13 protein-coding genes and 8 pseudogenes are annotated in these 21,390 nt (G+C 63.3%); 11 read left to right on the top strand and 10 right to left on the bottom strand.

The features are described from left to right. Positions 1-96: 96 nt before the first annotated feature. The gene (locus LN139_RS09520) at positions 97-996 is read left to right on the top strand and encodes a homocysteine S-methyltransferase family protein (RefSeq protein ID WP_236359679.1); all 900 of its coding nucleotides are present in this window, start codon (positions 97-99) and stop codon (positions 994-996) included. A gap of 11 nt (positions 997-1,007) precedes the next feature. On the opposite strand, the pseudogene LN139_RS09515 reads toward LN139_RS09520, so the two are convergent. Beyond that, positions 1,008-2,740 (bottom strand): annotated as a pseudogene (locus tag LN139_RS09515) (FAD-dependent oxidoreductase). A 170-nt stretch (positions 2,741-2,910) separates the two neighbouring features. Between LN139_RS09515 and LN139_RS09510 the strand changes: the two are divergent. After that, positions 2,911-3,731 (top strand): annotated as a pseudogene (locus tag LN139_RS09510) (sugar phosphate isomerase/epimerase family protein). Here the strand turns inward: LN139_RS09510 and wrbA are convergent. The 3 genes and pseudogenes from wrbA to LN139_RS09495 all read right to left on the bottom strand — a co-directional run bounded on the left by wrbA (position 3,728) and on the right by LN139_RS09495 (position 5,842). Next, positions 3,728-4,330 (bottom strand): annotated as a pseudogene (wrbA, locus tag LN139_RS09505) (NAD(P)H:quinone oxidoreductase). The pseudogenes LN139_RS09510 and wrbA sit on opposite strands and share 4 nt — an antisense overlap. Positions 4,331-4,489: 159 nt before the next feature. Next, on the bottom strand, positions 4,490-4,951 hold the full coding sequence (locus LN139_RS09500) for a PA2169 family four-helix-bundle protein (protein ID WP_236359678.1): 462 nt from the start codon (positions 4,949-4,951) through the stop codon (positions 4,490-4,492). A 105-nt stretch (positions 4,952-5,056) separates the two neighbouring features. Continuing rightward, on the bottom strand, positions 5,057-5,842 hold the full coding sequence (locus LN139_RS09495; protein ID WP_236359677.1) for an SDR family NAD(P)-dependent oxidoreductase: 786 nt from the start codon (positions 5,840-5,842) through the stop codon (positions 5,057-5,059). A 341-nt stretch (positions 5,843-6,183) separates the two neighbouring features. Here LN139_RS09495 and LN139_RS09490 point away from each other — a divergent pair. Then, a pseudogene (locus LN139_RS09490) lies at positions 6,184-6,697 on the top strand (AAA family ATPase). Between the two features lie 9 nt (positions 6,698-6,706). On the opposite strand, the gene LN139_RS09485 reads toward LN139_RS09490, so the two are convergent. The 3 genes and pseudogenes from LN139_RS09485 to LN139_RS09475 all read right to left on the bottom strand — a co-directional run bounded on the left by LN139_RS09485 (position 6,707) and on the right by LN139_RS09475 (position 10,359). After that, positions 6,707-7,969: a metal-dependent hydrolase family protein gene (locus LN139_RS09485; protein ID WP_236359676.1), complete on the bottom strand. Its 1,263-nt coding sequence runs from the start codon at positions 7,967-7,969 to the stop codon at positions 6,707-6,709. Next, positions 7,966-9,275, bottom strand: a pseudogene (locus tag LN139_RS09480) (MFS transporter). Before LN139_RS09480 ends, LN139_RS09485 begins: the two are co-directional and overlap by 4 nt. 178 nt (positions 9,276-9,453) lie before the next feature. After that, the gene (locus LN139_RS09475; protein WP_236359675.1) at positions 9,454-10,359 is read right to left on the bottom strand and encodes a LysR substrate-binding domain-containing protein; all 906 of its coding nucleotides are present in this window, start codon (positions 10,357-10,359) and stop codon (positions 9,454-9,456) included. A gap of 362 nt (positions 10,360-10,721) precedes the next feature. Here LN139_RS09475 and LN139_RS09470 point away from each other — a divergent pair, with 362 nt between their 5' ends. The 5 genes and pseudogenes from LN139_RS09470 (at position 10,722) to LN139_RS09455 (ending at position 14,422) form a co-directional block, all read left to right on the top strand. Continuing rightward, complete coding sequence (locus tag LN139_RS09470; protein WP_236359674.1) at positions 10,722-11,090, top strand: hypothetical protein; 369 nt, start codon at positions 10,722-10,724, stop codon at positions 11,088-11,090. A gap of 171 nt (positions 11,091-11,261) precedes the next feature. Then, positions 11,262-11,771 (top strand): annotated as a pseudogene (locus LN139_RS25590) (MCP four helix bundle domain-containing protein); the annotation flags it as partial. 72 nt (positions 11,772-11,843) lie between these two features. Continuing rightward, positions 11,844-12,902: a methyl-accepting chemotaxis protein gene (locus tag LN139_RS25585; RefSeq protein ID WP_442964424.1), complete on the top strand. Its 1,059-nt coding sequence runs from the start codon at positions 11,844-11,846 to the stop codon at positions 12,900-12,902. A 129-nt stretch (positions 12,903-13,031) separates the two neighbouring features. Continuing rightward, positions 13,032-13,157, top strand: a pseudogene (locus LN139_RS09460) (efflux RND transporter periplasmic adaptor subunit); the annotation flags it as partial. Between the two features lie 365 nt (positions 13,158-13,522). Next, positions 13,523-14,422 carry a DMT family transporter gene (locus LN139_RS09455; RefSeq protein ID WP_268944845.1) on the top strand — a complete coding sequence of 300 codons (900 nt, stop codon included), beginning with the start codon at positions 13,523-13,525 and terminating at the stop codon, positions 14,420-14,422. 102 nt (positions 14,423-14,524) lie between these two features. Here LN139_RS09455 and LN139_RS09450 read toward each other — a convergent pair whose 3' ends face one another. Further along, positions 14,525-15,061 carry an ester cyclase gene (locus LN139_RS09450; RefSeq protein WP_236359671.1) on the bottom strand — a complete coding sequence of 179 codons (537 nt, stop codon included), beginning with the start codon at positions 15,059-15,061 and terminating at the stop codon, positions 14,525-14,527. Positions 15,062-15,186: 125 nt separating this feature from the next. Between LN139_RS09450 and LN139_RS09445 the strand changes: the two genes are divergently transcribed. Continuing rightward, positions 15,187-16,104 (top strand): LysR family transcriptional regulator, encoded by a 918-nt coding sequence (locus LN139_RS09445; RefSeq protein ID WP_236359670.1) that lies wholly within the window; start codon positions 15,187-15,189, stop codon positions 16,102-16,104. Here the strand turns inward: LN139_RS09445 and dctA are convergent. Together dctA and LN139_RS09435 are read right to left on the bottom strand one after the other, a co-directional pair. Further along, complete coding sequence (gene dctA, locus LN139_RS09440) at positions 16,101-17,402, bottom strand: C4-dicarboxylate transporter DctA (protein ID WP_236359669.1); 1,302 nt, start codon at positions 17,400-17,402, stop codon at positions 16,101-16,103. The two genes, LN139_RS09445 and dctA, sit on opposite strands and share 4 nt — an antisense overlap. Positions 17,403-17,482: 80 nt before the next feature. Beyond that, entirely contained in the window at positions 17,483-18,838 is a 1,356-nt protein-coding gene (locus LN139_RS09435) for a class-II fumarase/aspartase family protein (RefSeq protein ID WP_236359668.1), read from the bottom strand. Positions 18,839-18,953: 115 nt separating this feature from the next. On the opposite strand from LN139_RS09435, the gene LN139_RS09430 reads away from it, so the two are divergent. Together LN139_RS09430 and LN139_RS09425 are read left to right on the top strand one after the other, a co-directional pair. Continuing rightward, positions 18,954-19,685, top strand: a complete 732-nt coding sequence (locus tag LN139_RS09430; RefSeq protein WP_236359667.1) for a GntR family transcriptional regulator — start codon at positions 18,954-18,956, stop codon at positions 19,683-19,685. A gap of 76 nt (positions 19,686-19,761) precedes the next feature. Continuing rightward, positions 19,762-21,367 (top strand): annotated as a pseudogene (locus LN139_RS09425) (ABC transporter substrate-binding protein). Positions 21,368-21,390 lie beyond the last annotated feature (23 nt).

Genomic DNA, 21,390 nt, shown 5'->3' with positions numbered 1-21,390 from the left:
ACAAAATGTTGTAAAACGCCAGCTTATCGATATTTAATGGTTATAGATATGTAACGCTTTGTGAATTCTAGTTATATCCATAGGAATAAATCTTATATGCCTGATCAGCCTCTGATTATTCTCGACGGTGGCATGGGCCGCGAACTGCAGCGCCGCGGTGCGCCATTTCGCCAGCCGGAGTGGTCAGCGCTCGCGTTGACCGAAGCACCGCAAGCGGTGGTGCAAGCCCACTCAGCCTTTATCGATGCAGGTGCGCAGGTCATCACCAGTAACAGCTACGCCGTTGTGCCGTTTCACATCGGCCAGGCGCGCTTCGACGCCGAAGCCGAACAGCTGGCGAACACTGCCGGGCAGTTGGCGCGGCAAGCAGCCGATGCCAGCGCCGGGCCCGTGCGAGTAGCCGGCTCGTTGCCGCCCTTGTTCGGCTCCTATCGGCCGGACCTGTTCCAGCCTGCTTTGGCCGGCACTGTGCTCAAGCCGTTGTTGCAGGGCCTGGCCCCGCACGTGGACCTATGGCTGGCCGAAACCCAGAGCCTGATCGCTGAAGTGCAGGCCATTCATGCGCACCTGCCAGCGGGCGGCAAGCCGTTCTGGGTGTCTTTCACCTTGCAGGATGAAGGTGAGCAAGACGTGCCTCGATCGCGTTCGGGCGAGACGGTGGCTGAGGCGGCGCAGGCGGTCGCTGCCTTGGGCGTGCAGGCGTTGCTGTTCAATTGCAGCCAGCCGGAAGTGATTGGCGCCGCCATCGATGTGGCGCGGTCACAGTTCGAAGCGCTGGGTGTGAGCATCGCTATCGGAGCCTACGCCAACGCCCTCCCGCCGCAGCCCAAGGATGCCAAGGCCAACGATGGCCTGGATGAGTTACGCCAGGACCTCGACCCGCCAGGTTACTTGCGCTGGGCGCAAGACTGGCGCACGCGCGGGGCCAGCCTGTTGGGCGGTTGCTGCGGTATCGGGCCAGAGCACATCGAGCGCCTGGCGCAGGATGTGCGTTGAGCCTGGGGGCCTCAGGCTTCGCTCTCGTAACCCTGCACGCCGGCGGCATGGCGCCCGGCGATGTAGCCGAACGTCAGTGCCGGCCCCAGGTTGATGCCGCCTGAGGGATAGAAGCCGCCCATCACGCTGGCCATGTCGGTGCCTACCGCGTAAAGCCCGGCAATCGGCGCGCCGCTCGCATCGAGCACCTGCGCCTGGGCATTGGTCTTCAGGCCCGCGAAGGTGCCGAAGCTTCCCGGTTGCACCTTCACCGCATAGAACGGCCCAGCCTCGATGGGCGCCACGCAGGGGTTGCCGTGGGTAACAGAGGGGTCACCCATCTTGCGGTTATAGGCGGTAGAACCGCGCCCAAAAGCCGGGTCTTCGGCCTGGCGGGCGTGCGTGTTGTACTGAGCCACGGTGCGCTGCAAGCCTTGCGGGTCGATGCCGCAATGGCCTGCAAGCTCGGCCAGGGTCGCGCCACGCTTGAGATAACCGCTGCGCAGCACCGGGCCCTGCGGCACGGGAAAGGGCCGTGCGTAACCCAGGCCGAAGCGGCGCTGGCAGCGGTGGTCGCAGATCAGCCAGGAGGCGACTTCCTCGCCCTCTGCGCAGGCGGCGATCATTGCGCTGGTGTAGTCGTAATAGCCGTCGGCTTCGTTGCAGAACCGCTCTCCGTTCGCCAGCACGCCGATCACGCCGGGCTTGGCGCGGTCGATGATGTGCGGGAAATGCCCGATCTCGCCATTGCCATGCCGCACGAGCGAGACCGGCGCCCAGGCCGCCGGGCTGGCGAGCTCGGTGGCGAGCACGCCGCCCGCCGATTCACCCAGGCGAATGCCGTCGCCGTTGCACTGGGCCGGCGGCAGGGCCAGGTGCTCGCGGCCTGTGGGTGTGCGCGGGAACAACGCCTGGCGCCGGGCGATGTCGTGGGGGAAGCCGCCAGCGGCCAGCACCACGCCCTTGCGGGCGTTGATCTGCAACGGCCCGCGCGGTGAGTGCACCTGTGCGCCGGTCACCCGGCCGTTTTCCTGCAGCAACGCGTGTGCGGGGGCGGATTCGATCAACAGCACCCCTAGGTCTTGCGCAGACTTGGCCAGCCGCGCTGCCAGCGCCACGCCATTGACCAGGTGCATGGCCCGGCCATGCACGGCCAGGTCGCGCAGGTGGCTGAGCACTCGGCGAGTGACGTGCAGGAAGGATTTGGCCGAGCGGGTGAGGGTCATGAATGCCGAGAGGTCGGCGCCGGCCATGATCGGCATGCCGAGGAAGGCCGTTTCGCGCATCGTCTTGCGCATGCGCTTGATCAGCTTGCCCATCCGCCGCGCGTCGTATGGAGCGGCGATTACCTGGTGGCCGCCAGTGGCAGCACCGGGCACGTGGCCGTGAATGTCGGGGATGCCGCTGCCGTCTGCCCACTGCAACTCGGTGTGTTTTCGAAGAACGCCACCATGTGCGGCGCGTTATCGAGGAAGGCGTCGATACGTGCAGCCTCGTAGCGCTCGCCCAGTTCGTTGCGCAGGTAGCGTTTGGGTTGTTCGGGATCTTCATGAATGCCGGCACGGCGGGCGAGCGGGTTGCCGGGCACCCAGGCCCAGCCTCCGGACCAGGCGGTGGCCCCGCCGAAATGGCTGTGCTTCTCGACGACCACCACATTAAGGCCATGCCACGCAGCGCTGACCGCCGCCGCAAAGCCGGAAGCGCCAGAGCCGATGACCAGCAGGTCGCAGTCGATGATGCGTGAGGGGGCAGGGCGGTACGCCATGGAGAGGTCTCTTTGAAATATTCGGAACAGAGTTCCACTAATCTGATCGTGCTGTCAAACATCGTGACTGAAATGCCAGCAACCCTCCAGCGGATCAAATCTGACAAGGCTTGAAAATAACTGGAACATTGTTCTAAATAAGCCGTCCTCTTCTGCACGAGCTTGATGCCATGCCCTCACGCGTATTTTCGCTGGCCGCTTTGACGGTCCTTGAGTTGCCGCCGCCTCAAATGGTGGAGGCTGCTGCGCGAGCAGGGTACAGCCATGTCGGCCTGCGCCTGGAGCCTGCTACCCGCAGGAACACCACTTTCCACTGATGGCCGACGCAGCCTTGCGCCAGCGCACGGCCCAGGCGCTACGCGACACCGGTATCAGAGTGCTGGACATCGAGATCCTGCGCCTGAAGGCGGAAACCGACATCGCCCAGTTCGAGCGGTACCTTGAGGTTGGTGCCGCCTTTGGTGCTACCGAGTTGCTGGTCGCCGGCAATGACCCTGACGAAGCCCGCATGACCGCTCGCCTCGCCGCCTTGTGCGAACTGGCGCGGCCCTATGGCCTCTACGTGAACCTGGAGTTCATGCCCTGGACCGACGTTCCGGACCTGGCCAAGGCCTTGCGGATGGTGGAGGCAGCAGCCCAGCCCAACGGCTGTGTGCTGGTGGACGCCTTTCATTTCAACCGGTCGCGCTCGTCCCTGGCGCAGCTTGAGCATGCCTGCGAGCAGGCGCCGGCGCGCTTTCGCTACATGCAGATCTGTGACGTGCTCGGGCCGGTGCCCGCCAGCATGGATGAAATCCTGCGCCAGGCGCGGCAGGAGCGGCGGTTTCCAGGGGAGGGTGACTGCGATTTGCAAGGCCTGCTGGCCGCATTGCCTGCGGGCATTGCCATCAGCGTTGAAGCCCCCACGGTGCAGGTGCCGCCGCTCACGGGTGAGCAGCGGGCTGCGATGGGACTTGAGAAGACCCTCGAGGTGCTTGGCCCGGCGCGTTAGGCCTTGGCCAGCTTGGCGGCGATAGCTGCCACATGCGCACCTTGGTGCCGGGCGATCTTCAGCTCGCGGGCATCCGGCTGGCGCGAGCCGTCGCCGCCGGCGATGGTCGAAGCGCCATAGGGCGTGCCGCCGCCCACTTCGGAGATATCGGCCAGCTCGAGGAATGCTGTAGCCCAGCGGCACGATGACCATGCCGTGGTGCGCCAGCGTGGTCCAGAACGAGGTGATGGTCATTTCCTGGCCGCCACCGGTGCCGGTGGAGGTGAACACGCTGGCGACCTTGCCCACCGATGCACCCTTGGCCCACAGGCCGCCGGTCTGGTCGAGGAAGGTGCGCATCTGGCCCGCCATGTTGCCGAAACGGGTCGGGGAGCCAAAGATGATCGCGTCGTAGTCGGCCAGCTCTTGGGCGATGCGACCGGCGCCTGCTGGTCGGCTTTGCCGTGGGCGGCCTTGAACGCGTCTGGCGGCATGGTTTCGGCAACGCGCTTGACGGTCACTTCCACACCCTCGACGCTGCGCGCGCCTTCGGCCACGGTGTTGGCCAGGGTTTCGATGTGGCCGTACATGGAATAGTAAAGAACCAGAACTTTAGCCATCTGAGTGCCTCCGCGGGGTGAAAGGGTACGGAGAAAGGACAGCAGAGCGAGGACGGAAATTCCGTTGAAGCGGGGAAGGGGGACAGGCGAGGTGAAACGAATCAGTGAGTAACAGGCCCTGGCGGCGTGGAGCACTCCGCACAGGGCCTGAACGCAGGCTTACTTGGCAGCGCGCGCCTGGTCACGCAGCGCTTCGATCTGGTCGTGGTTACGCAGCACGCCGTCGTATTGCTTCTGGATCACGGCACGCACGTCCGGGGTCAGATGCTGGTTCTCGAGCGCCTTGGAGTAACTCTTCTTGGCGACGTCTTCGCCACGCTCGGCTTCGTTGAGCAGCGCTTCGTCGTCCTTGCCGGTCAGGGCAGCCTTGAGGTCGACCCAGCGGCGGTGCAGGTCAGCGCCGACGCTGGTGGTGGTTTCCGGCTCGCCGCCCAGGCGGGTAACGATGGCTTGCAGCTCGACAGCTGCGGAGGCGGTGTCGGCAGCGCGGCTGGCGAACACGCCGCGCAGGTGATCGTTCTTGGTGTGTTCAGCCAGATCTTTGAAGCCTGCTTCACCATCTTTGGAGGTTTCGATCAGGTCGTTCAGTACCTTGATGGTCTCTTTATGAATATCGGTCATAGCTTGTTCTCCAGATGGACGGCCCGAAGGCCTTAAAAGGCAGCCAAGATTGGCGCAATGTTGCGCCTGAAAATTTAGGCGCCACGGCAACAGGGAAGGTTCAACTCAATTCTGCACGCTCTGCACCGAGCCGCCGTCTACCCGCAAGTTGCTGCCGTTGATGAACGAGGCGCGCTCCGACACCAGCAGTGCGATCGCCGCTGCGACTTCCTTCGGCTGGCCACAGCGCTGCTGCACGATCCCCGGGCGCTCTTCTTCGAGAAAGCTTTTGACCGCCTCGTCGAAACTCACGCCCATTTCCTCGGCGCGCTTTTCCATCATGCCGTTGGTCATGCCGGTTTCGATAAAGGCCGGTGCAACGGTGTTGCAGAGCACGCCGTGGCGGGCTTCCTTGTAGGAGAGGTTCTTGATGAAGGCCGCAAGGCCAGCCTTGGCGACGTTGTACACCGCCTCCTCCCAATACGGCTGCACGGCGTTTTCGGAGGTGATGCAGACGAATCGGCCCCAGCCGCGGCCACGCATGCTGGGGATGGTGGCGCGGGCTACGCGAACAGCGCTGAAAAAGTCGGTTTCCCAGGCTTCCAGGTAGTCGTCGTCAGAGAGCTCCAGCGGGTCGCCCTTGGCGCCGGTGACGCCCGCAGTGTGCACCACGATATCGACTGCGCCGAAGCGCGCCTGGGCCTTTTGCACCAGCGCATCGACCTCGGTTTGCTGGGTCATGTCGGCAGCGATCATCAGCACGTCGCTGCTCAGGCCGCTGCAGGCCTCTTCCAGGGCCTCTTGCTTGAGGTCGCTCAGCACCAGCTTCACACCTTCCTCGGCCAGCAACTGAGCCGTGGCCAGCCCGATTCCGCCACTGGCGCCGGTAATCAATGCAACGCGATTGTTCAAGCCTAGATCCATGATGCGAACCTCTTCACAGGTGAGTGGCGAGCTGCCTTTTCTCTGGAGAGCGAAGCAGGGATGTTGGTTTCATTTATTCAAGGGCAAGCGCAGCGGCCGGATGAACAATTTCGTGGGCGCTGAATCAGAGCCAATACGCATGCCAACCGGAGAACGCGCATGAACCCTCGTACCGAAGGCCTGGAAGAACAGGGCCCCAACCGTATCCCCTTCATCAGATGACCCCGACAAGGGCAAGCCGCCGGTAGCGCGGGACGAGGAGGTGAACGAGGAGGCCGAGGCGGAAGAAGAAGAGGGCGAGCAGTGATAGGTGCTGCCGGGCAAACCCCGTGCTGATCGTATTCAGCGGCCTGCCGGGCACCGGTAAAACGACGCTGGCCCATGCGCTGGCGCAGCGCATCGCGGCGGTGTACCTGCGCATCGATACCATCGAGCAAGCCATTCGCAATGCCGGGGTGCTGGCGGGTGACGTAGGCGCCAGCGGTTATCAGGTCGCCAATCAACTGGCGCTGGCCAATCTGCGGTTGGGCCACACCGTGGTGGCCGACTGCGTAAATCCCGTATCCGAGAGCCGGCAGGCCTGGGCTGCGACCGCGCGCAGCGCCGACGCGGCGCTGCTGGACATCCAGGTGATCTGTTCGGACACCCAGGAACATCGGCGCCGCGTCGAAAGCCGCCGGCAGCGATATCCCTGGCCTGGTGCCGCCCAGCTGGGCGTCGGTGCTCGCGCATGATTTTGAAGTGTGGGCGCCTCAGCCATTCACGCTGGACACCTCGGTACGGTCCATCCAGGCGGCAGTGGAGAGGGTCGTTGCTCTCGTCAACTGCCGGGAATGCGGTTGAGGGTCGCGCTCAGATCGACAACCCGTTCTTGATCACCTTGCCCGCCTGCAGGATCACATCCAGCCGCTCCCCCTGGCCCAGCAGGCATTCGATCGAGCTGAGCGGGTCGCCGTCGACCACCAGCACATCGGCCAAGGCCCCCGCTGCGATGCAGCCCAGCTCACCGTCACGCTCCAGAATGTGCGCTGCCACACAGGTCGCGCTGCGGATCGCCTCCAGGTTGCCCAGCAGCTCGGCGCGGATCTTCAGCTCCCAGGTCTGGTACTCGTGCATCTCGCCGAGCAGGTCCGAGCCATAGCCCATGGGCACACCGGCCTCGGCGAAATGCAACAGCGCCTGGCGCCCGGCCTCGCGGACATCGGCGATCTTGGCCAGGGACTCGGCCGGTAGGCCGAACTTTTCTCCGTGCTCGGCGAGCATCTCGTAAGTCACTTGCGTGGGGACCGCGATGGCGCCGTGTTCGCGCATGATGCGCGCGGTTTCGGCATCGGCCAGGTTGCCGTGCTCGATGGTGCGCACGCCGCACTCCACTGCGCGGCGGATGGCCCGGGGCGTGTAGGCGTGGGCCATGACGTAGGTGTTGGCGGCCCGGGCCTCATCGACGATGGCGCGGATTTCCGCCTCGCTGTACTGGGTGTTGGCGATGGGGTCGGTGGGCGAGGCCACGCCGCCGGAGGCCATGATCTTGATCTGGTTGGCGCCTTGCTGGAGTTCTTCGCGCACCGCCAGGCGCACGTTGTCGACCCCGTCCACCACCCGCGCTATGGCCCCGGCGCGGAAGCAACAGGTGCAGGGCTCGGTCGCAAGCAGGCTGCCGCGGGCGCGAAAGTCCCCATGGCCGCCGGTTTGCGACAGTGCCTTGCCCGAGGCGAAGATCCGCGGCCCGGCGATCAGCCCCAGCGCGATGGAGCGGGCCAGCGCCCAATCCGCCCCGCCGGCGTCGCGAACGGTTGTGAAGCCCCGTTCGAGCATGGCCTTGAGGATTGGGATGGCCCGGTACATCACGATGGCATTGGGCTGCAGCGCGTTGAGGCCCAGGTTCGCGTTGGAGGCCAGCACGTGAACGTGGCAGTCGATCAGCCCCGGCATGATCGTGCGACCTTTGACGTCCAGCACCCTGGCAGTGGGCTCGGCAGCCTGGCCTGCCGGGCGCAGGGCCTGGATGCGTTCGCCGGCGATGATCACCTCCAGCCCCGAGATCAGTTGGCCTTTATCCAGGTCCAGAACCCGACCATTACGCAGGATGAGGGTTGCTGCAGTGGTGTCGCTCATCGGTGAGCCTCCTTGAATACAGCGTGAAACGGCCGGGCGGTGTCCCGGTACAGCAGCGCACCCCCTGTGCTGATGGCGGCGGCGATCATGATGTAAAAGGCCGGCGCCACATTGCTGCCAGTCGTCGCGATCAGCCAGGTGATGGTGAAGGTGGCGAAGCCACCGAACAGCGTCACGGCCAGGTTGTAGGCCACCGACAGCCCGGTGGACAGCACCCGCGCCGGCAGCAATTCGCTGAACACCGCCAGGATCGAGCCGATGTAGCCACTGATGCACAGGCCCAGCACCAGCTCGAACACCAGCAGGCTGCCCAGCCCCGGCATCGCGTTGATCAACCAGAACATCGGGTAGGCGCAGAGGAAAATGGCCAGCGCTGAACCCAGCAGCCAGGGCCTGCGGCCGTAGCGGTCGGACAACCTGCCCACCAGTGGCGTGGCGACCACCAGCACCAGGCCACCCAGCAGCCCGGCAACAAAGCCGACGTTGCTGGGCAGCTTGAGCACCCGCGTGGCGTAGGAGGGGATGTAGAACAGGATCGCGTAGGTACACACCGTCCACAGCACGATGAGCGAGAAACTGATCAGCGTTTGCCGGGATAGCTGCGAATCACTTCACGCAAAGGTGAGTCGGGTGCTTGCTCACCCTGGTAGGCAGGGGTTTCTTCCATGCGATGGCGGATATAAAACCCCACCGGGCCGATCAGGCAACCCACGATGAACGGCACACGCCAGCCCCAGCTTTCCAGGGCTTCGGGGCTGAGCCAGGCCGACAGCAACGCGCCCAGGCCTGCGCCGATCATCACGGCCAAGCCGATGCTCGACTGAATCCAGCTGGAGTAGAAACCCTTTTGCCCCGCCGGGGCGTGCTCGGTCAGAAAGGCCGTGGCACTGCCCATCTCGCCCCCCGCCGAAAAGCCCTGCAACAGCCGCGCGAACAGAATCAGCGCGGGCGCCGCCAGGCCGATCTGTGCATAGCCGGGAGTGACGGCAATGATCAACGTGCCCAGGGCCATCAGCAAGATCGTCGCCGACAGCGCCGCCTTGCGCCCGTATTCGTCCGAGTAGATCCCCAGCACGATGCCGCCCACCGGCCGCATCACGAAACCCACGCCGAAGGTGGCCAGTGCCAGCAGGTAGGACGTCAGCTCATCGCCGGTTGGAAAGAACACCTTGGAGATGATGACCGAGAAAAAGCTGTAGACGGTGAAGTCGAACCATTCGAGGCCGTTGCCGATCACCGTGGCGATGACAGCACGGCGAGCCTGGCCGGAGGACGATACGTGAGGGGGAAGGGTGGTGGTGCTCACAGCTGGGACTCCCACTTTTACAGGTGCGGGGAAACGCCCCGCGATCGAGTGAAAGGCAGTGACATCGTTATTGGAGCGGGTTGGATCTGTCTGTCCAGTGAGCCGAGCATAGGCTGGAGGCAAGCGAGGGATAAAACGCTTAATGCGTGCATTTGCATGCGCTGAGCGCATGCAGAGCCTAGGCTTTCAGCGCTTCGCTCGCCTGCATCAGCCACTGCTCGAACTGGCGGGCACTGCGGCTGGGCAGGCGGTCGGCCGGCTGCAGCAGGTAATAACCTCCCGCGCCATCCACCTGGCTGGCGCAGGCAGGCACCAGTGCGCCGCTTTCGAGTTGGGCATTTATCAAGGGCGACCAGCCGAGCACCACGCCATGGCCGGCGATGGCCAGGTCGATCAGGATCGGGTACAGGCTGACGGTGATACGCCGAGGGTTGGGTGGGCTGTCGACGCCTTGCAGGGCGAACCATTGGTTCCAGGACAGCCATTGCCGCTGGCCATCCTCGACCATCAGCAAGCGCTCATTGGCTATTTCGTGGGCAGCCAGTTGGCGGCCGCCCAGGTAGCCAGGCGAGCAGTAGGCCCCGACTTTCTCCTGAAACAGCAGCCGGGCATCCAGGCCCTTGGGCGGCGCTGAACGCATGAAGTAGATGCCCAGGTCGATTTCCGCCCGCACCAGCGATTCGAGGCTGTCCACCACCCGCAGGCGGGCATCCACTTCGGCAAAGCGCTCCACGAATTCGGCAAGCAACGGTGCCAGCCATAACCGCGCCACCCCGGATGACGACGCAACGGTGAGCGTCTGTTCGTGGGTCCGGGCCATCACTTGCGCCGTGGACTCGGCGAATTGCGTGAGCAGCCGCTGCACGTCGGCTGCGTAGTTCTGCCCGGCCACGGTCAGTACGATGCGCTTGTGCTCGCGGCGAAAGAGCGCCCGCCCGAGAAACTCCTCCAGCTGCGCGACCTGGCGGCTGACGGCGCTCTGGGTCAGGTGCAGCTCCACTGCCGCGCGAGAAAAGCTGGCATGGCGCACGGTCGCTTCGAAGGCGATCAGGTTGTGCAAAGGAGGAAGCGGTTCGATGCGCATGGGGCAATCCGGGAGGCGACTACAGGTCGACGCAGATTATCCGCATGTGGCCCTGGCGTGCGAGACCGGTCATCCAACCCGTCATCAAACCGCCAGTACGCGCCATCAATCAGGCATTCCTGGACCGGATCCCAAAACGGGATCACTTCATGGCGTCAGATATTTGAAATCAAGCGCTCGCTTAACACTTGTAAATTTCGGCAAAAATACGATTAAACCAGCTAAATGCACTGAAAGAATAAAACTTGGCGTGTTGCTGAAAACTGCACGTGGTGGGGTGGAAAACCATTACATCCGTGCGTTTGACACCCCTCCGGCCCGCTCCTATATAGCGCTCATCTTTCATAGGGAGGCCCCCCGGCATGGACATCTACACCTTGTTTCTCTCCACCGCCCTGAACCTGCACAAGGAGTTGCCCGTACGTGCCGGCCTCACCCTGAACGAATGCCGCACCGCAGCATTCGCCGCATTGCAGGACAACGCCAACTTCGCCCGCTGCCGCCCGGCCGAGCCTTTGGTCGGCCCGGTGTTCATCCGCCTGAGCAACGGGCGCACCTTCGAGACCATCCGCAGCCCGGGCGGCAAAGGCTATGACCTGCCCAGCGACCTGATGGCCGACGACCTGGCTCAGGTGTATGGCCAGCTGGGCAAGCCGTCCAGCGGTGTACATAGCGATGCCCACGTCAATGGCCCGGCCAAGGTAGAGCTGACCGCTGCGACGGCTCACTGATTGGCCCCCGTGCCATGCATGTGCGGGACGATAGCGATCTGCTATTAACTTGTTTGCTTAAATTTAGTTCGCAAAGGGACTGCTTCGGCCTATGATCGGCACATTAGAGTGATAGCTCGATAGCATCACTCAAGTTGCCGTGCCCGCTCGGGCAAACTGCCGAGGTCCCTCATGAAAAAACCACTCTCGCTGGCCAAGCGCATTGGCTTGAGCTTCACGGCCATCCTCGCGCTGCTGGTGATCATCACCGCCATCGGCATCCAGCGTGTCGGCTTCATCGACGCCACCCTGAGCGACGTGAGCCAGAACGCTGCCGAAGTGCAGCGCTATGCGATCAACTTCCGCGGCAGCGTGCACAACCGCGCCATAGCCATCCGTGATGCGGTGCTGGTGACCAACGACGCAGACCTCAGGCAGCACCTGGCGGAAGTCAAAACCCTTGAAGTGGCTTACAGCGATTCGGCGACCCCGATGGACCAGCTGTTTGCCCACTCCAACGTGACCGCCGAAGAGCGCCAGCTGCTCGCTGCCATCAAGGAAATCGAACAGCGCACCCTGCAATCGACCCAGGCGCTGATCACACTGCGCGTGGCAGGCGATATCCAGGGCGCGCAAACCTTGCTGCTGCGCCAGACCTCGGCGTATTACAGCGAGTGGCTCAAGCGCGTCAACGCGCTGATCGACTACGAAGAAGCCTCGATCAACGGCAAGCTGGGCCAGGTGCAGGCCACTGCCAGCCAGTTCAGCAGCTTGATGCTTATCGCCACCGGCATTGCCCTGGTGCTGAGCATTCTGCTCACCGCCGTGATCATTCGCTTCGTCAAATCCACCCTGGGCGCCGAGCCGACCGAAGTGGCCAAAGCCATCGAGCGGCTGGCGGCCGGTGACCTGCGCCAAACCATCACCACGGCCTACCCCGGCAGCGTGATGGGTGTGTTGAAGGATGCGCTCAGCCACCTGGCCGAGACCATTCAGCAGGTGCGCATGGCGGCTCAGGAGGTCAATCACTCTTCGAACCACTTGTCTGCGACCTCGTCGGCCAATAACGACCACATCAGCCTGCAGACCCGCGAGGCAGAACAGGTGGCCGCCGCCATCACGCAGATGGCCGCCACGGTGAACGAAGTGTCGGGTTATGCCGCGCAAGCGGCAGATGCTTCACGCATGGCCGATGCCGAAGTCGAAAGCGGCAACCAGCTGGTCGCCAGCACCACCCAGGCCATCGAGCAACTGGCCGACGCCCTGGCGCAGACCACCGGCACCGTCGAGCAGGTGTCTCGCCACAGCGAACAGATCGAATCGGTGATCGAGGTCATCAACTCCATCGCGGCGCAAACCAACCTGTTGGCCCTCAACGCTGCCATCGAGGCTGCGCGGGCGGGCGAGCATGGCCGCGGTTTCGCCGTGGTGGCGGATGAGGTGCGTTCGCTGGCCAACCGCACGCAACAGTCGACCGAAGAAATCCGCGAGATGATCACCACCCTGCAATCGGGCACAGACGCCGCAGCCCAGACCATGCGCAGCAGCTGTGAGCTGGTGACCCGGACCGTGGCAAAAACCCGCAGCGCTCAGGACGCCCTGGCCAAGATCAGCGAGCAGGTGGGCGCCATTACCCACATGAATGCCCAGATCGCCAGCGCCTCGGTGCAGCAGACCTCGGTGGCCGATGATGTGGCGCAGAACATCAACCGCATCCATGAGTCGACCGTGCAGTCGGCGACCGGCTCCAGAGGCGTGGCCTCTGCCAGCACGGAGCTTGCGCAATTGGCGGATCGGTTGACCGAGAAGGTGGCGTTTTTCCATGCCGCGTAGCGGCTGATCGCGCGGCGGCGCGCCTGGCACGGATGCTGGCATTTCGCTTGACGTCTCGGGCGGCTCGCATAGACTCCGGTGGGTGTGACAAGGAGTCCTCCCGATGCAGCGTCTGTTCGCCCGCGTTTTGCCCAGCCCCACGCTCAGGGTTATCAGGTTCAGGTCAAGCGCTGCAGCGTGATCGCGCCTTACGACGGGCAAGTGGTAGAGCGCAAGGCTCAGCGTTTCGAAAGCGTCTCGGCAGGCGCGCCATTAGGTGCTCCGGGGCAGGTATGGGGCATTGCGAAACATGGAAAGCTGCGAAGCCCGCGTTTAGCGCTCCGCTCGGACGTTGGAAAAGAATGCGGAACGGCTTGTAGAGCAGATCGTGGTCATTGATCAGATGGCTCAAGTTCGAATGTGCATCCTCGATATGATAAAAAATTATAAAAAAGCGGGATTCCGAAATTGATTCCGTAACAGCTCCTGTCTACTGTCTGAGAGGCAGGTACCGCTAAAAATTATGAAAGAGTCTATTCGCTCGGTATAAGCGAATACTCATCGAATCATAAAAGGTCCCTGCATATGCACGCAAATCCTGACCGTACCTTTGCCGCTAGCCTTTGCAGGGAGGCTCAGCCATGAGGGGGCCAAAGTTCTGGTGCATATCACTGGTGCTCGTCACTGCGTTATGGGGATGGTCGTTCGTCGCGATACATTCTGCCCTTCAGGAAATCTCGGCTTCATCGCTCAATGCCTATCGATTCATATTCGGATCAATAGCAATGACGCCCTTCGTATCAGGTGCACTCAGGAAAGTTCCGATTCTTGCGATATTGCAATCGGCAGGGGTGGGCTTTATCCTCTTTCTCGCATTCACATTTCAAACCAGTGGCCTGGCGTACACGTCTGCATCCAATGCGAGCTTCATTACCGGGCTGGCAGTAGTGTTTACACCGGTATTTTCATATCTGCTTTTTGGAGAAGTACCTAACAAGCGTCAAGCGGCGGGTGCAGTGTTAGCAACCCTCGGCTTGGGGCTGCTCACTTTGAAAGAGTTTTCCACACACATCGGTGATCTTCTTGTTTTAGTGTGTGCCATATTTACGGCTCTTCACGTCGTGTTGCTGTCCAAATACAGTAAAAATGTAGATCCGCTTCCGCTGGCATATGTGCAAGTTCTTGTTGTAGGGCTGCTCTCCCTGGCCTGGAGTTTTCTGGAAGGCACCCTTGCACCTGTAAGAACAACTGGAGTGTTCTTGTCTCTGATCGTTATTGGGGTGCTCGGTACCGCTGTTGCATACTATGTTCAAACTCGGGCGCAAGTGGGAGCCAAGGCTTCCACCATAGCTCTGATACTGGTATTCGAGCCCGTATTCGGTGGGATATTTGGCTACTTGATAGGAGGTGATAGGCTCACAGAAACCAACGTAGTGGGTGCATGCCTGATACTAGTGGGCATGGTTGTCACCGAGCTTGACTGGATTTCTCTGAAAGCTCGGCTTGCAAGCAGTCGTCGAAAACAAACCCCAACTGCCTGATTCGACGGGTGACAATATGACTGCCATTGAGAGCCTGACAACCCTCCGAAGAGGGGCTGATTCAGGCTCCGTCGTAATTGGTAGAAACTCAGCCAACAGAGCCTAACCTGCAGGCACCAGCCCGATCTGCTGCAAAAACGTCAGGTTGTCCTCCAGATGCCAGTTCTCGGCGATCCGCCCGTCCGCGATCCGGTAGATGTCCGTGGCGATAAAGTCGACCACCTGGCCTTTACCCTGAACACCTTTGAACGCCCCGGTGAAATGCCCGGAAAAGTGCAGATGCGACACCACTCGGTCACCACTGACGATCATCTGCCGGATCTCGCAGCGCAGGTCCGGCACGGCCGTGTGAAATGCCTCGGAAGCCGCCAGCGGCCCGTCGATACCTTGGGGCCGGCCTGGCGGCAGGGTGCGATCCATGAACCCGGGTGCCAGCGCGGCGCGTGCCAGCGCCGGGTCGCCCGATTGCCAGAAGCTGGCGTAGCGGCGGGCGGCGAGGACTTGCGCGGCGTTACCGGCGTTGCCGCCCACCAACTCTGCCGGCGCGACCAGCGACGGGCTTGCGGCAGCGTACGTGTCAGGGCTTGCGGCGCAAGCCACAGCGGCTGTACCAAAAATGATGGCAAGGAAAGTGCGCATGGTTCGACTCCTGAAGTCCGTTGCGAGGGGAACGGCTCATGGCCGCACCTCAATGCTGCATCCTTGCTATCGATTTGATAATGCGGCTAGGCTCGAAAGGATTTTCAAAAATACTGGAACAATCCATGGAAGATCTCGACGCGATCCGCTTGTTCGTTGAGGCCGCGCAGCAAGGCGGCCTGTCTGCCGCCGGCAGAAAGCTCGGGCTGTCTCCCGCAGCGGCCAGCGCTCGGTTGCAGCGGTTAGAGGCGGCATTGAGCGCGCGGTTGTTCGACCGCACCACCCGCCAACTGCGCCTGACGCAGGAGGGCGGCAGGTATCTGGCGCATTGCCAGGCTGCGCTGGCCGCCTTGGAGGAGGGCCGTGCAGCGCTGGCACAGGCCAATGGCACGCTGAGCGGCAAGATTCGCATCGCCGCGCCGTCCGATTTCGGCCGGCATGTGCTGCGGCAGTGGCTGGACGACTTCGCGAGCCTTCATCCGCGAGTGTTACCGGCGTTGCTGCTGTCGGACCAGATGGCCCACCTGCTCAGCGACGATGTCGACCTTGTGGTGCGCTTCGGCGTGCTGCCCGACAGCGGCATGGCGGCACGCCGGCTGGCCGACAACTGGCGCGTGCTGTGTGCGGCACCTGGCTATCTCCAAAGAAAAGGCGCACCCGAATGCCCCGAGCAACTGGGCGATTTCGACCCGATCATCAGCTCGCAGGCGGGCTGGGCCAGCCAGTGGCAACTGTGCAACGGCGAGCAGCGCTTCGATTTCAAGGTGCCCCTCGCCAAGGCGCGCGAAACCAACGACGGCGCCCTGGCGCGCCAGTGGGCGCTGGATGGGCACGGCATTGTGCTCAAGTCCATCTGGGATGTGCACCAGGACCTGGCCAGCGGGCGCCTGGTGCAGGTGCTCCCAGCCTGGCGTTCACCTGAAGCGCCAGTGAACGCGCTGTACTCGAGCGGCCGCTACCTGGCACCACGGGTGCGCGCGTTAGTGGATTTTCTCGTAGCCCGCTTCGACGAAGCAGCGCAGGGCCTTGGGCCAGCGTTCTAGAGCGCTGCCTCCAGCTTGCGCCCGAACACCCGGTGGTACTCCGAACGTGCCGTTTGCTCGGTGAACTCGCCCGACCATTTCGACACCACCACGGTGGCCACGCTGTTGCCGATGGTGTTGCAGGTGGCGATGGCCATCGACATGAAGCGGTATACGCCGAACAGCAACGCCAAGCCCTCGGCCGGCAGCACACCGATGGCCGTGACGGTGGCGGCGAACACCACGAAGCTGCCGCCGGACACCGCCGCCGCACCCTTGGAGGTCACCAGCATGATGGCGATCATGCCCAGCTGTTGTTCCCAGCTCAGCGGCACACCATAGGCATTGGCGATGAACAGTACGCACAGCGACATGTAGATCGAGGTGCCGTCGAGGTTGAAGGCATAGCCTGTGGGCAGCACCAGGCCAACGCTCTGCTTGGAGCAGCCGAATTTTTCCAGTTTCTGCAGCAGCCGGGGCAGGGCGCTTTCGGACGATGCGGTGCCCAGCACGATGAATACCTCATCCTTGATGTACTTCAGGAACCGCCAGAGGCTGAAACCGCTCAGGCGGCACACGGCGCCCAGCACCACGAAGATGAAAAACGCCACGCAGACGTAGAACATCATCACCAGGTTGGCCAGTGACATCAGCACAGCGGTGCCGTTGCTGCCCACCGCATAGGCCACCGAGCCGAACGCACCGAGCGGGGCGAACTTCATGATCAGGTTGATGAACTCGAAGAAGCACTCGGAGATGCGGTTCAGGCCCTCTTCGATCACGGCGCGGCGTTCCGGCTTGAGCGCCAGCAGGGCGAAACCGAACAGCACCGAGATCACCAGCACTTGCAGCAGTTGGCCACCAGCGAAGGCACCGACGAAGTTGTCGGGGAAGATGCCGTAGATGAAGTCCATCGTCGAGGTCGGGCCGTGGCCTTTGGCAACGGCGGCGGCCGAGGCAGCGGCGGTGGCGCTGCTGGGGTGGGCATCGTGCATGCCCGATCCGATCTGCAGCAGGTTGCCCCAGAGCAAGCCAATAGCAAGCGCGAAGGTGGACACCACTTCGAAGTAGATCAACGCGCGCAGGCCGACCTTGCCTACCCGCCGCACATCCCCGGCAGAGGCAATGCCATGCACCACGGTGAAAAACACCAGCGGCGCCACGGCGGTCTTGATCAGCTTGAGGAAGATGTCGCCGAGCACTTTGAACTGAGCGGCAAGCTCGGGCGCGGCGAAGCCGAAGGCGATCCCCAGCACCATGGCGGCGACCACCTGGAAGGTCAGGTCCTTGTAGAACGGTTTCTTGCTGGTTGAAGACATGGCTGCGATCTCATTGTTGTTATTAAGGCGCTATGGCAGATGTGCGGCCTCGCCGGCAGCAGCCGGCAAGGCACAGGGGGTCAGCGCGGCACAGCGCCGGGGCGGGCGAGGGCGATGTCGACCATTTGTGGGGCCAGGCCCAGGTAATTGGCCGGGTCGGTCAGGCGCTCGAGCTCGGCCACATCCAGCTGCGCGGTGGCTTCACCCTGGGCCAGCAGCGCATCGAGCAGGCTGATGCGCTGGTCGTTGGCCATGCGGCAGGCGGCGTACACCACGTCGTGCGCCACCTGGCGCCCTAATGCCGGGGCCAGGCCCATCATCACGGCTTCTGCGACGATCAGCCCTTGGGTCATGTCCAGATTCTGGCGCATGCGCTCGGTGCGCACTTCAAGGCCGGCCAGCATGAATTTGGCCTGGCCCAGCGAGGCCGCGCTCAGCGCGAAGGCCTCGGGGATGGCGATCCACTCGGCCTGCCAGGGGCCGGTGGAGCGCTCGAAGTCCTGGATCATCGCATCGAGCATCAGCCCGGCCTGCTGGCGCACGCCCTTGGCGGCGGCGTACATCAGCTCGCAGGAAATCGGGTTGCGCTTCTGCGGCATGGTGCTGCTGGCGCCGCGGCCCTTGACGAAGGGCTCGTACACCTCGCCCAGCTCGCTGGTCATCATCATCATCACATCCAGCGCGACCTTGCCCAGGGAACCGGTGACCAGCCCGAGGAAATTCAGGGTTTCGGCCAGGCCATCGCGGGCCACGTGCCAGGTCGCCTGGGGCACGCCCAGGCCAAGCTCGGCCATCAACGCCTCTTGTACTTCCAGGCCCTTGTCGCCCAGCGAGGCGAGGGTGCCGGCGGCGCCGGCGAACTGGCCGACCTCAACGCGTGGGCGTAGCTCGACCAGGCGCTCGGCATGGCGGTCGAACATGCTCAGCCACACCGCGCACTTGTAGCCGAAGGTGATCGGCAGTGCGTGCTGCAGGTGGGTACGCCCGGCCATGGGTGTGTTGCGGTACTGGCTGGCGAGCCCGGCGAGCAGGCCGCGCACGGCCTGGATGTCGCGTTCCACCAGCGCCAGCGCCGCGCGGACTTGCAGCACCACGGCGGTGTCCATGATGTCTTGCGTGGTCGCGCCCCAGTGCACGTAGCGGCCGGCCTCACCGCAGGTTCTGGACAGCTGCTCGACCAGCGGCAGGATGGGATAACCGACGATCTCGGTTTCATGCTGCATCAGGGCCAGGTCCAGCGACCCGTAAGTGGCCAGTGTCGCGATCTGCTCGGCAGCGGCGGCGGGGATCACGCCGCAGCGCGCTTCGGCGCGGGCCAGCGCGACCTCCACTTCGATGTAGCGCTCGATCAGAGCTTTGTCGGAGAACACTGCGCGCATCTCGGCGGTGCCGAACATGTCGCGGAACAGGGCGGAGTCGAAAACGGTGCTGGACATGAAAGATACCCATTATGTTGTTATTTGCCGTACATATCATTTATGTCCGTACATAATTCTTACGCCCGCGCTGATACACTGTCAACACAGTGAACATTCAGGGCTGATGGAAGGTATGGGCGATACGCGCTACGCAGTAGTGGCAAAGGATTTGATTGCAGCGATCGCCGAAGGGCGATACCCCGTCGGCACTTTGCTGCCGACCGAGCTCGAGCTCTGCGAGCTTTACGATGTGAGCCGCCATACCGTGCGCGCCGCGATCACGCAGCTGCAGACCCAGGGGCTGGTGTCGCGGCGCAAGCGGGTCGGCACCCGGGTCGAGGCCTCGTCACCGCGCGGGGGCTATTCACAATCGCTCGCCACGGTGGCAGACCTGGCCCACCTGGCCGAAACCCAGGTGCGCGACATCCAGGACGTTCGCCATTTCGTAATGGACATCGCCGAGGCCCGGCGCCTTGGCCTGGTGCCGGGCGAGCATTACTTCTGCGTTTCCAGCGTGCGGGTCGACCAGCAGAACGCGCTGGCGCCGTTGTGCTGGACGGACGTATACGCTCAGCAGGCGTATGCCGAGGTGATCGAGCTGGCCAGGCAGCAGCCCGGCGAGTTGATCGCCTCCTTGATCGAACAGCATTTCAGCCGGCACATCGATGTGGTCGACCAGCAGGTGCGCGCCGTACTCCTGTCGCCGGCCATGGCCAAAAGCCTCAAGGCCGAAGCCGGCACGCCGGGGCTGAAAATCCTGCGGCAATACCGCGACGATGAAGGCGAGGTGATGGTGGTCTCGGAAACCATCCACCCCGACGACCGCTTCACTCTGGTGACGCAGATGAAGCGGGAGCGGGCGTGAACCCAACTGCTGCCAAACGAGTCGTAACTGCTAATCTGGCGCCCTGTCATCCATTGTTCAAAGGAGTGAGTCCTTCATGCAGCGCCGTTCCACAGCCGTTGTACTCGCCGCCGCTCTGCTCGGCAGCGCCTCGCTGGCCCAGGCCGCCAGCACCCTGGTCTACTGCTCCGAGGCGAGCCCGCAGGCTTTGACCCGGCGCAGTACACCTCCGGCACCGAATTCGATGCCTCGGCCGAAACCGTCTTCAACCGCCTGGCGCAATTCAAGCGCGGCGGCACCACGTTGGAGCCGGGGCTCGCCAAAGTTGGGACGCAAGCGCGGGCGGCAAGGTGTACACCTTCCACCTGCGCGAAGGGGTGAAGTTCCACACCACGGCTTACTTCAAGCCCAGCCGCGACTTCAACGCCGATGACGTGCTGTTCACCTTCGAGCGCATGCGCAACCCCGAGCAGCCGTTTCGCAAGGCGTACCCGGCCGAGTTCCCGTACTTCACCGACATGGGCCTGGACCAGAACATCGCCAGCCTGAGCAAAACCGACGACCACACCGTGGTGTTCACCCTCAAGCAGCCCGATGCCGCTTTCGCCGCAGACCTGGCGATGAGCTTCGCCTCGATCCAGTCTGCCGAGTACGCCGCGCAATTGCTGGCCGCCGGCAAGCCCGAGATGCTCAACCAGCAGCCGGTGGGCACCGGGCCGTTCGTGTTCAGCCGTTACCAGAAGGACGCGGTGATCCGTTTCGATGGTAACCGCCAGTACTGGAAGCCCGAGGACGTCAAGCTCGACCACCTGGTGTTCGCCATCACCCCCGATGCGGCGACGCGGGCACAGAAGCTCAAGATCGGCGAATGCCAGGTCAGCGGCTACGCAAGGCCGGTCGATATCGCCGAGATGAAGAAAGACCCCAACCTCAAGGTGCTGGAGCAGCCCGGCTTCAACGTGGGCTTTCTGGCCTACAACACCCAGCACCCGCCGCTCAACGATGCGCGCGTGCGCCAGGCCCTGGACATGGCCATCAACAAGCAGGCAGTGGTCGACACGGTGTTCCAGGGTGCCGGCCAGGTGGCGCAGAACGTGATTCCGCCTAACCAGTGGTCTTACGACACATCAATCAAGGGTGCGCCCTACGACCCTGAAAAAGCCAAACAGCTGCTGGCCGCGGCCGGCGTGAAGCCTGGTACGCAGGTCAACTTGTGGGCGATGACCGTGCAGCGCGCCTCCAACCCGAACGCGCGGCTGTCGGCGCAGATGATCCAGCAGGATTGGGCCAAGGTGGGCATCAAAGCCAACATTGTCAGCTACGAATGGGGTGAGTACATCAAGCGCGCCAAGGCCGGCGAGCACGACGTGCTGACCTACGGCTGGACTGGCGACAACGGCGACCCGGACAACTGGCTCGGCGTGCTCTACAGTTGCGCGGCCGTAGGCGGCAGCAACTACGCGCGCTGGTGCGACAAGGGCTACGACGCGCTGATCGAGAAGGCCAAGCTCAGCGCCGACCGCAGCGAGCGCACCAAACTCTACGAACAGGCGCAGAAGATCATCCGCGAGCAGATGCCCGTGAGCCCCATGGCACACTCGGTGGTATCGCAGCCGATGCGCAAGAACGTGCAAGGGTTCGCCATCAACCCGTTCGGGGTGACCGGGTTCTATGGCGTGAGCCTGGGTAGCGCAGGCAAGTAGCGTTGCAGCGAAGAGGGCGCCTA

Origin of the sequence: Pseudomonas sp. KNUC1026 (genome assembly GCF_021650705.1) — a bacterium.
Classification (GTDB): domain Bacteria; phylum Pseudomonadota; class Gammaproteobacteria; order Pseudomonadales; family Pseudomonadaceae; genus Aquipseudomonas.
The sequence above is the reverse complement of the archived record's forward strand: the minus strand, read 5'-3'. Positions and strand labels throughout refer to the sequence as shown.